Annotated in this window: 10 protein-coding genes and 1 riboswitch; of the genes, 7 read left to right on the top strand and 3 right to left on the bottom strand. The window is 61.7% G+C overall.

Going from position 1 to position 12,259, the window contains the following annotated elements:
• Positions 1-96 precede the first annotated feature (96 nt).
• A riboswitch (SAM riboswitch) is annotated at positions 97-174 on the top strand.
• 59 nt (positions 175-233) lie between these two features.
• Entirely contained in the window at positions 234-1,424 is a 1,191-nt protein-coding gene (gene metZ / locus ACR0KM_RS11125) for an O-succinylhomoserine sulfhydrylase (RefSeq protein WP_480859806.1), read from the top strand.
• Between the two features lie 182 nt (positions 1,425-1,606).
• Positions 1,607-2,710, top strand: coding sequence for a GTP cyclohydrolase FolE2 (folE2, locus tag ACR0KM_RS11120; RefSeq protein ID WP_480859804.1), 1,104 nt, complete (start codon positions 1,607-1,609; stop codon positions 2,708-2,710).
• A 307-nt stretch (positions 2,711-3,017) separates the two neighbouring features.
• On the opposite strand, the gene ACR0KM_RS11115 is transcribed toward folE2, so the two are convergent.
• Positions 3,018-3,800 (bottom strand): hypothetical protein, encoded by a 783-nt coding sequence (locus ACR0KM_RS11115; RefSeq protein ID WP_480859802.1) that lies wholly within the window; start codon positions 3,798-3,800, stop codon positions 3,018-3,020.
• Between the two features lie 55 nt (positions 3,801-3,855).
• Here ACR0KM_RS11115 and ACR0KM_RS11110 point away from each other — a divergent pair, with 55 nt between their 5' ends.
• Together ACR0KM_RS11110 and ACR0KM_RS11105 are read left to right on the top strand one after the other, a co-directional pair.
• Entirely contained in the window at positions 3,856-5,304 is a 1,449-nt protein-coding gene (locus ACR0KM_RS11110; protein WP_480859799.1) for a TrkH family potassium uptake protein, read from the top strand.
• Entirely contained in the window at positions 5,304-6,878 is a 1,575-nt protein-coding gene (locus ACR0KM_RS11105; protein WP_480859797.1) for a thiamine pyrophosphate-binding protein, read from the top strand. Before ACR0KM_RS11110 ends, ACR0KM_RS11105 begins: the two co-directional genes overlap by 1 nt.
• 57 nt (positions 6,879-6,935) lie before the next feature.
• On the opposite strand, the gene ACR0KM_RS11100 is transcribed toward ACR0KM_RS11105, so the two are convergent.
• Positions 6,936-8,672: a serine protease gene (locus ACR0KM_RS11100; RefSeq protein ID WP_480859795.1), complete on the bottom strand. Its 1,737-nt coding sequence runs from the start codon at positions 8,670-8,672 to the stop codon at positions 6,936-6,938.
• A 195-nt stretch (positions 8,673-8,867) separates the two neighbouring features.
• On the opposite strand from ACR0KM_RS11100, the gene ACR0KM_RS11095 reads away from it, so the two are divergent.
• A complete protein-coding gene (locus tag ACR0KM_RS11095) occupies positions 8,868-9,797 on the top strand; it encodes a glycine--tRNA ligase subunit alpha (RefSeq protein WP_480859793.1) in 930 nt (309 codons plus the stop codon).
• Between the two features lie 8 nt (positions 9,798-9,805).
• On the opposite strand, the gene ACR0KM_RS11090 is transcribed toward ACR0KM_RS11095, so the two are convergent.
• On the bottom strand, positions 9,806-10,438 hold the full coding sequence (locus ACR0KM_RS11090; protein WP_480859791.1) for a MarC family protein: 633 nt from the start codon (positions 10,436-10,438) through the stop codon (positions 9,806-9,808).
• 78 nt (positions 10,439-10,516) lie between these two features.
• On the opposite strand from ACR0KM_RS11090, the gene ACR0KM_RS11085 reads away from it, so the two are divergent.
• Together ACR0KM_RS11085 and gltS are read left to right on the top strand one after the other, a co-directional pair.
• Positions 10,517-11,038 carry a DUF6446 family protein gene (locus ACR0KM_RS11085; RefSeq protein ID WP_480859789.1) on the top strand — a complete coding sequence of 174 codons (522 nt, stop codon included), beginning with the start codon at positions 10,517-10,519 and terminating at the stop codon, positions 11,036-11,038.
• Between the two features lie 4 nt (positions 11,039-11,042).
• On the top strand, positions 11,043-12,251 hold the full coding sequence (gene gltS / locus ACR0KM_RS11080) for a sodium/glutamate symporter (RefSeq protein WP_480859787.1): 1,209 nt from the start codon (positions 11,043-11,045) through the stop codon (positions 12,249-12,251).
• The last annotated feature ends 8 nt before the right edge of the window (positions 12,252-12,259 follow it).

The following is a 12,259-nucleotide window of genomic DNA, read 5'->3' as shown; positions in this document are numbered from 1 at the left end:
TTGGGGCCATTCGGCAAGAGGGCGTGCAGCCGTGTTACGAAAGCGTGACCAATGTGCCGCCGGGCTTGACGATGGTCGGGACGGGGCGTAAACGCATCCGCATCACGTGGCGATTTGTTACCGGATTGCGGGCCACGCTAAACAACACCGCTAAAAGGTCAGGATGAAAGACCCCTTTCGCTTGGCCGCGTCTGGGGTTTTTTGTTTGCCCCCAAGGGGCTGAAAGGAATGACATGAGCGAGAGCTGGAACAAGCGTACCCAAGCCGTCCATGGCGGCATCCGTCGCAGTCAGTATAACGAGGTCAGCGAGGCGATCTTTCTGACGCAGGGCTTTGTTTACGACAATGCCGAGCAGGCAGAGGCGCGGTTCATCGAGACCGGCCCGGATGAGTTCATCTACGCTCGCTATGGCAACCCCACCGTGTCAATGTTCGAACAGCGCATCGCCGCGTTGGAAGGGGGCGAGGATGCCTTTGCCACAGCCTCCGGGATGGCGGCTGTGAACGGTGCGCTGACCTCGGTGCTGAAGGCGGGGGACCATGTGGTCTCGGCCAAGGCACTGTTCGGGTCTTGCCTGTACATCCTAGAGAATATCCTGACCCGCTATGGGGTCGAGGTGACCTTTGTCGACGGCACTGATCTGGATGCTTGGAAGGCCGCGATCCGGCCCGACACCAAGGCGGTATTCTTCGAATCCATGTCGAACCCGACGCTTGAGGTGATTGATATCGCTTCGGTTTCTGAACTGGCCCATGCGGTCGGTGCGGTGGTGATCGTGGATAACGTATTCTCGACGCCTGTCTTCTCGCGCGCGATCGAGCAGGGCGCGGATGTGGTCGTGTATTCGGCCACCAAGCATATCGACGGGCAGGGGCGCGCGCTGGGCGGTGTGATCATCGGCACCAAGGAATTCATTCGCGGCACGGTCGAGCCCTACATGAAGCATACGGGCGGCGCACTGAGCCCGTTCAGCGCTTGGATCATGGTCAAGGGGCTGGAAACTATGGCGCTGCGCGTGAATGCGCAGGCCGAGAGCGCGCAGAAGATTGCCGAGGCGCTGGAAGGGCATCCGGCGTTGGAGCGTACGCTCTATCCCGGTCTGAAAACCCATGCTCAGAATGCACTGGTGCAGGAGCAGCTGGGTGGCAAAGGTGGCACGGTTCTGTCGCTGGATATCAAGGGCGGCAAGGCGGGGGCGTTTGCGTTCCTGAATGCGCTGACGATTCCGGTGATCTCGAACAATCTGGGCGATGCCAAGTCTATTGCGACGCACCCGGCCACCACCACGCATCAGCGCCTGAGCGAGGAACAGCGGGATGAGCTGGGCATCACACCAGGCTTGATCCGTCTGTCGGTGGGGCTTGAGGATGCGGGCGATCTGCTGGCGGATATAGAACAGGCATTGGCCGTTTCGCAGCGTTAGCGGCCTATCGGACGGCTTCAGGTCGGGCGGAATTGATCCGCCCGATTGGGCGCTTTCGGTTGAAAAGTGACGGTTTTTCGCATCTAATTTAAATCCGGGATGGTATCCCGCGCGTATCTGAGTGGACTGGTAATTCAACCTCGGTCGTATATAACCGTCGGCCTAGCAAGGGACCCGTGCCAATGAACATTCATCCGCGCGATATCAACGAGACACCCGATCACGATCAGGCTGCCGCCGCGCTCAAGGTTCTGCGCGCATGGGCCAAAACGGCATCTTCTGCCGAGATCAGCCAGTTGGATCCCGCTGTCGCTCAGCTTGTTCCGGGCCTGCTGCCGTCGAACTACCCGGCCCTGTCGCGCGAATACCCGGACGGGTTCGAGGTCGACGCCGCGTATAAGGCCACTCTGCCGGATCTACAGAATGGGCCATCCAGTCTGATCCGCGGTGCGAAACAGCAAATCCAGCACGTGGGAATATCGAATTTCCGGCTGCCGATCCGGTTCCATCGCAAGTCAGGGTCTGAACTTACGCTTGAAACGTCGGTGACCGGATCGGTCAGCCTTGAGGCTGAGAAGAAGGGCATCAATATGTCCCGGATCATGCGGTCGTTCTACAAGCACTCGGAACGCACTTTCAGCTTCGAAGTGATGGAAGCGGCGCTGAATGACTATTTGTCCGACCTCGACAGCCTTGATGCGCGCATCCAGATGCGCTTTGCCTACCCCGATCAGATCCAGAGCCTGCGTTCGGGCCTGTCGGGTTATCAGTATTATGACATCGCCTTGGAGCTGGTCGAACGGGGTGGCGAACGCCTCAAGATCATGCATTTGGACTATGTTTATTCCTCGACCTGCCCCTGTTCGCTTGAACTGAGCGAGCATGCGCGCGCCACGCGCGGGCAGCTGGCGACGCCGCATTCGCAGCGTTCGGTGGCTCGGATCTCGGTTGTTGTGGATTGCAATGCCGATTGTTTGTGGTTCGAAGACCTTATTGCTCTGTGCCGTCGCGCGGTTCCGACCGAGACGCAGGTGATGGTCAAACGTGAGGATGAACAGGCTTTTGCCGAACTGAACGCAGCCAATCCCATTTTTGTCGAAGATGCCGCGCGCCTGTTCTGTGCGGAACTTCAGGCCGATCATCACGTCGGTGATTTCCGCGTGATTGCAAGCCACCAGGAAAGTCTGCACAGCCATGATGCCGTTTCGATCCTGACCGAGGGCCCAACCTTCGATTCTGCCAGTCTGGACCCGCGTTTGTTCACAACGCTGTTCCATGTTGGCTGATTGACCCAGCGGAAGCCTTTGAGAAAACCGATAAAAACCGGCCATTGGCGCTTTATTGCCGCAATGCAGCAATTAATGCTGCATGCGCGGCAGGCTTTGCGCTAGACTGTACCCGAGTGCAGCTGCTGCGTATCCGGCAAACCGGGGCGCAGCCTGAAAGGAAGCCGGGACATGCGACGCCTTGGATCGCGAACCTGCAATCCTGCCCAGACGATTGGGGCGGGCGGCGTGCTTTACTCTTTTTCCGGCTGCCTCGGTTTTATCAGGAGAGACATGCAATGAATCCGATTTCCCAACCGCTTGAGTTTCAGGCAGCGGCCATCCGTATGGCCGGATATGCGATGGTTAGCCAGATGGAGATCATGCAGATCATGACCCGTGCGGCGTTTGAACTGCCGATGGCTCCGCTGCAAGGGGTGAAAACAGCGGCGGCCCCCGCACCTGCTGCCCGCAAGGCGGCACCGGCAAAACCCGCGGCTGCCAAGGTAAAACCCGCAGCCAAGCCGAAAGTAGTGGCCTCTAAGCCCAAGGCGGCTGCAAAGCCTGCCGCGCCTAAGGCAAAGGCCGCACCCAAGGTGAAGCCTGCCATGGTAAAAGCTGCGCCCGCGGCCAAGCCTGCGGCCAAGGCTGCTCCGGCCAAGGCTCCTGCCAAAGCACCGGCCAAACCGGTCTCGACCGCTGCCAAGGCTGTCGCGGCAGTGAAATCGGCGGCTGCGGCAAAAGCCAAAGCGGCCCCGAGCGCGCCGAAACCGGCGGTGGCGTCCAAACCTGCACCCGCCAAGCCCGTGGCCGCCAAGCCCGCTGCGAAGCCTGCGCCTGCCAAACCTGCGGCTGCGAAACCTGCACCTGCGAAACCTGCCGTGGCAAAAGCGGCTGCGCCGAAACCGGCTGCGGCCAAGCCTGCACCCGTCAAGGCAGCGGCAAAACCGGCAGCAGTCAAACCGGCCCCTGCCAAGCCCACTACGGCCAAGGCCGCAGCGCCAAAGCCTGTCGCGGCGACCGGTGCTGAAGGATCCAAACCCGCCACCCGCCGCACCCGTGCACCGTCGAAACCGCCTGCAATGCCGACCGCTGCGGCAAAATCCGACACCTGACGCGGATCATCTGCTTGACACTGTCGGGCTGGCGCGCCAACGCTGCCCGTTATGATGGATCTTCGCCCGGTTGGATATGTGATTGGCCTGCTGGTCGCCATTCTTGGGGCGACCATGCTGCTGCCGATGCTTGCCGACCTGATCGAGGGGCGGGGCGAATGGCACGTCTTTTTTGAAAGCGCGGTTCTGACGCTGCTGGTCGGCAGTGTGCTGGCGATGAGTTGCTCAAACGGGGTGGGTGAGGGGCTCACCATCCGGCAGACTTTTTTGCTCACCTCGGGCGTCTGGGTAGCGCTGCCGATTTTCGGTGCCATACCGTTTCTGTTCGGCGAGACCGAATTGCGCTTTGTCGACGCCTATTTCGAGGCGATGTCCGGTTTGACCACGACGGGCTCGACCGTGGTGTCGGGTCTTGATGATCTGCCCAGCGGGCTGCTGCTGTGGCGCGGGATTCTGCAGTGGCTTGGCGGTATTGGTATCATCGTTGTGGCGATGGTGTTCCTGCCAGAACTGCGGGTCGGGGGGATGCAGATCTTCCGCTCGGAAGGGTTTGAGACCATGGGGAAAATCCTGCCCCGTGCGCAAGAGATCGCGGGTCAGATATCGCTGATTTACGTGTTTCTTACGGTCGTCTGCGCGCTGGTCTATGCTGGGTTCGGCATGAGCTTTTTTGACGCCGTTGTGCATTCCATGACCACAATCGCAACCGGGGGGTTTTCGAACTACGACAGCTCGTTCGCGCGCTTTTCGGGGCCGATGGAGTATGCTGCGGCTGTCTTCATGATCCTCGCGGCGCTGCCGTTCGTGCGCTATGTACAACTCGCCAACGGGTATACGAGTTCATTATGGCGAGACAGCCAGATCCGCGCGTTTCTCGCGACGATCGCTGTTTTGGTACTGGTGATGTCAGTCTTCCTGACCTGGGTTTTCCCGCATCACTGGGAGCGGGCGTTCCGCGAGTCTCTGTTCAACATCACCTCGATCATTTCAGGCACGGGATATGCCAGCGTCGACTACATGGGCTGGGGCAGCTTCCCGGTCATGCTGTTCTTTCTGATCGGTCTGATCGGTGGCTGTGCGGGGTCGACGGCGTGCTCGATCAAGGTGTTCCGCTACCAACTGCTGTTTGCCTCGATCAAAACCCAGATCCGGCGCATCCGCTCGCCGCATGGGGTGTTCGTACCACGCTATGACGGGCGCGCGATCAGCCGCGATGTTCTGACCTCGGTCATGAGTTTCTTCATGTTCTTCGTGCTGTCGATGGGCGTTCTGTCCTGGGCGCTGGCGCTGACGGGGTTGGACTTCATCACCTCGGTCTCGGGCGCGGCGACGGCGCTGGCCAATGTGGGGCCGGGGCTGGGGGATCAGATCGGGCCTGCGGGCAATTTCGCGGGGCTGAATGATGGCGCGAAATGGCTGCTGATCATCGGCATGCTGGTCGGGCGGCTGGAGCTGTTGGCCGTCTACGCAATCTTCACGCGCCAGTTCTGGAGAGGGTGATGAAGCGACCTCTGGGGGCTCAGATATCTCATATGCTGAAGGATCGCGGCGTTGATGTGATCTTTGGCATTCCCGGTGTTCATAACCAAGAGATGTATCGCGGCATCGAAGAGGCCGGGATCACCCATGTTCTGGCCCGGCACGAGCAGGGCGCGGGGTTCATGGCCGATGGCTATGCACGCGCAACGGGCAAGCCGGGTGTGGCCTATGTGATCACCGGGCCGGGGCTGTGCAACATCATGACGCCGATGGGGCAGGCCTATTCGGATTCTGTGCCAATGCTGGTGCTGTCGTCCTGTCTGGACGAGGTGCAGGCGCAGCGCGGCCAGTTGCACCAGATGAAAGATCAGCGCGCGGCAGCTGAGACGGTGGCCGACTGGTCCTGTCAGGCGCAGGACGCGCAGGCCGCCTATGGGCTGATCGAGCGGGCGTTCGAGGAATTCGAACTGTCGCCTCCGCGGCCTAAGCACATTCAGGTGCCTATCGCGCAGTTGGAGGCGGATGCCGATCCTGCGCCCTTCCCGAACCAGCCTGCGCTGCGGAACAAGGTGCTGCCGCCGGATGTGGCCTCGGTTCTGTCGTTGTTGAATATCGCGCAGCGGCCCTTGTTTATTCTGGGCGGAGGGTGCCGGTCGAACCTGTGGCGGCAGATCCTGACGCAGTTGGGGGCGGCCTGTTTCACCACCTATGCCGGCCGCGGGCTGGTCGGGGTCGGCTATCCGCTGGATTTTGGGTCAATGCTGCCGCGGCCGGGCAGCGCCGAGGTGATCGCCTCGGCCGATCTGGTTGTGGTCGTGGGGGCCGAACTGGGCGAGGTCGATCTGTGGCGGCACGATCTGGGGCACACGGCCAACATGGTCCGCGTCGATCTGGACCCCGAGGTCCTGTCGGATCGCCACCGCGCGGCGGTCAAGCTGCAGGCGGATGGAGAGAGCTTTGCCCATGCGCTGTGGGCGTCGGCTGAGAAGGTGAAGCCCGCGACCGGCTGGTCCGAAGCCGAAGTCAGCGCCGCCCGCACTCGCTGGCGGGCTGAGGTGGATGCCGGGCGTCCGGGGATCACGCCGGTGATCGACGCCTTGCGCGCGGCGATGCCTGCCGAGACGATGATCTATTCGGACATGACCCAGTTCGCCTATGTCGCCAAAGAGGTCTGGGACATGGCCGTGCCCTATCACTGGCACCACCCGACCGGGTTTGGCACGCTGGGCTACGCGCTGCCTGCCGGGATCGGCGGAGCGGTGGCGCGGCGGGGTAAGCCCACGGCGGTGATCGCGGGGGATTACGGGTTCCACTACACGATGCAAGAGCTTGGGGTTGCTGTGGAACTCGGTCTGTCGCTGCCCATCATCCTGTGGGACAACGGCAAGCTGAAAGAGATCGAGGACAGCATGGTGCGTGGCCAGATCGCACCCAATGCGGTCGTTGCCCGCAACCCGGATTTCTGCAAGCTGGCCGAGGCGTTCGGAGCCTTGTCTGCCGCGCCGGGAACGCTGGAGGAGATGCAGGAGGCCGTGCGCGCCGCGTTCAAGGCCGAGGGGCCAACGCTGATCCGGGTGACGCCGGACATCCTGTAAGTCCAAGAAAAAAGGCGCCGCACCGGGGTGCAGCGCCTTTTCATCAATCCCGACAGCTTAGTCCCAGCAGTGAACCAGAACGGTCATGCCATTGGCACGGCGGCTCAGTTCATTCGGCGAAATCTGGGCCGAAGCCTGCGCGGGCTGGCCAGCGATGCCTGCCTTGGTCAGAACTTCGGTCAGACGATCCACATCGGCGGCAAGGCTGACCGAACCGGGCAGGGCGCGCCCATCCGATGGCTTGGGCAGCAACATGCCGACGACGCTGCCGCTGTCGTCAAAGACCGGCCCGCCCGCGTCTCCGGGCTGCGACGCCAGTGCAAGGCGCTTGACGCCATCTTCGCCATTCAGACCGCGGATATCTGCGATTTCGCCAAAGGTCAGGGTGGGGGCTCCCAACGCGCCTTCGTAGGAAAAGCCCGAAACGGTGACCGGAGACTGGATGCGCGGCGGGTCCGCCCGGAACTCGGCAACGCTAATCGGCGCGAGCGTCTGTTTGGGGCGCAGAACGGCGATGCCGAGGGCTGCGTCCTGCCATGCGACCTGCAACTCCTGATCGCCGTCCAGCGTGATGCGGGTGCAACTGTCGGCGGCCTCGGCGACGGTCAGAACGGTGCCGTTGGTGTCGGCAAAGAAGCCTGAGCGCGAGAGGCGCGGTTTGCGGATTTGCAGGCCCGAGATCAGATCGATGCGCTGCTCTGCATCCGCCCCGGCACCGGCATCCAGCACGGCATCGGTGGTGGTAAAGCTGGCCCGCATCGCGGCCAGAACGCGGGCACGGCGGGCGTCGTCGCCTTCGGGCCACACCAGCGTGAAGCCTTTGATCTTGCCGTCTTTCAGCCCCGCCTGCGTGTAGGAAACGATCCCGTTGCCACGTCCTTCGATGGTAAAGCTGTTGCCGCGCAGGGCGCGTTCACCATCCAGCGGAATGATCTCGAGCGACTGCATCACCTGATAGAGCGCGCGTAGGGTGGCGGGTGAGCCCTCTTGCGAGATCAGCAGCGCCTTGGCGTCCAGATCGGAACTGGGTTTGAAATGGGCGAAGGGGGCCTCATACCGGTCAAATTCCAGAACGCCCAGCGGCAGGTCCAGTGCGATCCCGGCTTGCGGGTCGGTGTATTGCTCCATTCCGACGCTGATCAGCGGGGCGTTGTAATCGTCCAGCAGGGTCTTGCGTTGCAGGGTGGTCAGAACGCCGGTGGCCTCGAACCCGTTGAACCGCTGCCAATCGCTCATCGAGCGGCGGGTGCCCTGGCCGAAGGCCCCATCGATGGTCGAGTTGTAGAACCCGGCGGCCTGCAGCGCGGTCTGCAGGTCTTTGCGCTCTTGCGCCGTCAGCAGGCGTTCGCCCTGCAACGCCTGCGCGCGGGTTTCGTCCGAGGCTTGAGGTGTCAGACCAGCTTGCGGCTGTTCCTGCGGTTCGGGCTGGACCGGGGGCGTGATCACGCCGCGGTTCAGGATGTTGGCCCCGACGGGCCAGAATTGCTGCCCGAAGGTGTTGGAAAAGGCGATGAAACTGTCTGCGGGGATTTGCCGCTCGGCCCGGTAGACGCGCAAGACCTGCTCGGCATCGTCTCGCAAATAAGGACCGATAACAATGGCATACCAGCCAGAGTTCAGGCGAAACCCATTCACATCTGGCAGAGAGTTCGCATAAGCTTGCGCCCGGTCCTGCGCTTCGCGCAGCGAGGGTTGTGCCTCGACCTGAACCCAGACGCCAGCGTCCTGCTGGGCAAAAGCGGCGCGCAGGCCGAAGAGGAAAAAGAATGTAATAACCGTAAATACGCGTGTCATTGTCTGCCCGTGTTATGCAGTGTTTTCACTTTGGCGCAGAGTACGCGGAATCGCGGCCTGATTGCCATGCCCGGAATACGGGGAATTCTGGGTGTGGCTGCGCAGCGACAGCAAGGGCGGATTGGCCCGTTGACGCCCCTTGGTGGCTTGCATAGGAAGGGCCGAACCCACCGGAACCCGCCCAAGGGGAATGATATGACCGAACCCAGCAGCGCACCTCGTTCGTTTCAGGAGATCATCCTGCGGCTTCAGACCTATTGGGCCTCGAGAGGCTGCGCGATCCTGCAGCCCTACGACATGGAGGTCGGCGCGGGCACGTTCCACCCGGCGACGACTTTGCGCGCATTGGGGTCCAAGGCGTGGGCCGCAGCATATGTGCAGCCTTCGCGCCGCCCGACGGACGGGCGGTACGGTGAGAACCCGAACCGGTTGCAGCATTATTATCAGTATCAGGTGTTGATCAAACCCAGCCCGCCGGATTTGCAAGAGCTGTATCTGGGCTCGTTGCAGGCCATCGGCATCGACATGGACCTGCACGACATTCGGTTCGTAGAGGATGACTGGGAAAGCCCCACGCTGGGTGCCTGGGGGCTGGGCTGGGAGGTCTGGTGCGATGGCATGGAGGTTAGCCAGTTCACCTATTTCCAACAGGTTGGCGGCCATGATTGTGCACCGGTTTCGGGTGAACTGACTTATGGGCTGGAACGTCTGGCCATGTATGTGCTGGGCATTGATCACGTGATGGACATGCCGTTCAACGATCCTCAGTCCCCCAGCCCACTGACCTATGGCGACATCTTCAAGCAGACCGAAGAGGAATACGCCCGCTGGAATTTCGATGTGGCCAACACCGAGGTTCTCCTGCGCCATTTCGAAGAGGCCGAGGCCGAGTGTGCCACCATTCTGGCGCAGGAACATGATGATCCCAAGACTGGCAAGCGTATCGTCATGGCGCACCCAGCATACGATCAGTGCATCAAGGCGTCTCATATCTTCAACCTGCTGGACGCGCGCGGGGTGATCTCGGTGACCGAGCGGCAGGCTTATATCGGCCGCGTCCGCGCACTGGCCAAGCAATGCGCCGATGCGTTCGTGCAGACCGAGGCCGCCGGGTACGAGGTCTGATGGCGGGCTCAGGCCAATCCGGGCAAAAGCGCCTTCAGGCCATCGGCGATCATGCTGATCGCAATGGCCGACAGGATCATGCCCATAAAACGGCTCATGATCACGCGTGCGTTGTCCGACAGCCGCTGGGCCAGCCAAGCGGCATTCCAGAAGGTGATCAGCAGCAGGGCGACAACGGTCAGGAAAACGTCAGTATAAGCAATGGCTTCGACCGGGGTTTTGATGTGGTGGGCATACAGGATCAGCGTTGTGATCGTGCCGGGGCCGACCAGAATGGGAAAGGCCAGCGGGTAGAACGCGACGGTCTCGGGTTCGGGGTAGCTTTGCTTTTCCCCGTCGGTGCCGTGATGCGAACTGCTTTCGTTGCCGTTCAGCATGTTCAGCCCGATCATCAGAACGACCAGCCCGCCCGCGACGCGCAAGTGATCGACGCTGATGCCAAAGAGCCCCAGCGCCTGACTGCCGACCGAGGCGAAAGCGCTGCCCAGAACGATGCAGTAAATCGCTGTTTTCACGGCGACTTTGCGCTGGTCCGCTGCGGGCAGGTTCTGAGTGACGCTCAGAAACACGGGCAGGTTGGTGATCGGGTTCATGATTGCGAACAACGCGCCGAAGAACCCGACGGCAAGGGTGGTTTCCATATCTGTCGCCTTATATCAACCCGTAATGGGCTGAAATCTGGACCATTTCCGCACAACATGAAAGAGGCTGCATAAGAGATGACCGGGAAAGTGCTGGCTCTGATCCTTCTGTTCTCGGCCGCTTTGGCCGGGGGCGGTATGTATTACCTGCAGGTTTACGGGTTCTACTACGATGTCGAACCGCGGCCGGGGCAGGACGTCGCGCTGCTGGCGCAAGGGGCCGATGCGCCCGAGGCGATCAGCTATACCGCGTTTCAGGCGATTGATGCCGACAGCTCTCCGATCCGGTATCGGGCCTGTTTCGAAACCGATCTAACCCCGGATCAACTGAGCGGCTTTACCCCCGTCGAGACCCCCGAGCCGCTGACCGCGCCGGGATGGTTCGATTGTTATGATGCCGTCGCCTTGGCTGATGCCTTGAAGTCGGGGCAGGCGAAGGCGTTCATGGGCGCGAAGAACATCCACTATGGTGTCGACCGCATTGTGGCGATCACGCAGGACGGCAAGGGTTACGTCTGGCACGCGCTGAACAATTGCGGTGAAAAGGCCTATGACGGCACGGTGGTGGGCGAGGAATGCCCGCCCAGACCGCAGGAGTAAGCCCATGGGCCAGGCCGTCGCGATCCCGGACTTTCTGACCGCAACGCTGGGCTTTGCGGTCTATTTGCTGGGGGCCGAGATCAATGCCCGCGTCGCGACCTTGCGCAACTTCAACATCCCCGAGCCCGTGACCGGAGGGCTTCTGGCCTCGCTGGTGGTGCTGATGCTCTACCTCGTGTTCGGGATTGAGCTGTCCTTTGGTCTGACCGCGCGGGACTTCCTGCTGGTGCTGTTCTTTGCGGGGATTGGCCTGAACGCCCGGCTGTCGGATTTGATTGCGGGCGGCAAGCCGTTGCTTTTGTTGCTGATATTGACCCTTCTGACCATCGTCGCGCAGAACGTGATCGGTGCTGGTGGGGCGGTTCTGTTTGGATACCCGGCGCAGGCGGGCGTGCTGTTCGGCTCCGCCGCGCTGATCGGCGGACATGGCACCGCGATTGCATGGGCGCCCGAAGTGGCCGAGGCGACAGGGCTGGCGGGCGCGACTGAACTGGGCGTGGCGGTGGCGACCTTGGGACTTGTGCTGGCGGCACTGGTCGGCGGCCCCATCGCGCGGCTACTGGTCGAGGGCCGCAAGCTGAGCCCCAGCCGCCCCGAGGAAGAGCATACCGTGGGTCTGCCCGATGAGGTTGACGCAAAAACGGCGATTGATCATCAGACCATCATGCGGGTGCTGCTGCACCTGAACCTTGCGATCATCGCGGGCTATATCCTCAGCGATTTTATCAGCGCTGCGGGGCTGAAACTGCCGCTGTTCGTGCCTTGCCTTATCATGGGCATTGTCATCGCCAATCTGCGCACCGCGCTGTTCCCCAAAGCGCCGCCCGTGGCTCGGACACCGTCGCTGGCACTGATCTCGGAATTCGCTCTGGGCGCGTTTCTGGCTATGTCGCTGATGAGCCTGCAACTGTGGACCATCGCAGAGCTTGGCCTCGCTATCGCGGTGATCATGACGGCCCAGACCCTGTTCGCGGTCGCGTTTGTGCTGTGGGTCTTGTTCCCGCTGATGGGCTCGAACTACCGCGCCGCCGTGCTGGCCGCTGGTTTCGGAGGCTTCGCCCTGGGCGCAACCCCGACCGCTATCGCGAATATGACCGCAGTCACCAAGCGATATGGCCCGTCGCCTATTGCCTTTATCGTGCTGCCCCTTGTATCCGCCTTCTTTGTGGATATCGCCAATGCCATCGTCATCCAGACGATTGTAAGTTTCTAAGGACCGAA

This window comes from Ruegeria sp. G10, assembly GCF_056533645.1.
Note: the sequence above shows the minus strand (reverse complement) of the source record. Positions and strands in the feature narration are given on the sequence as shown.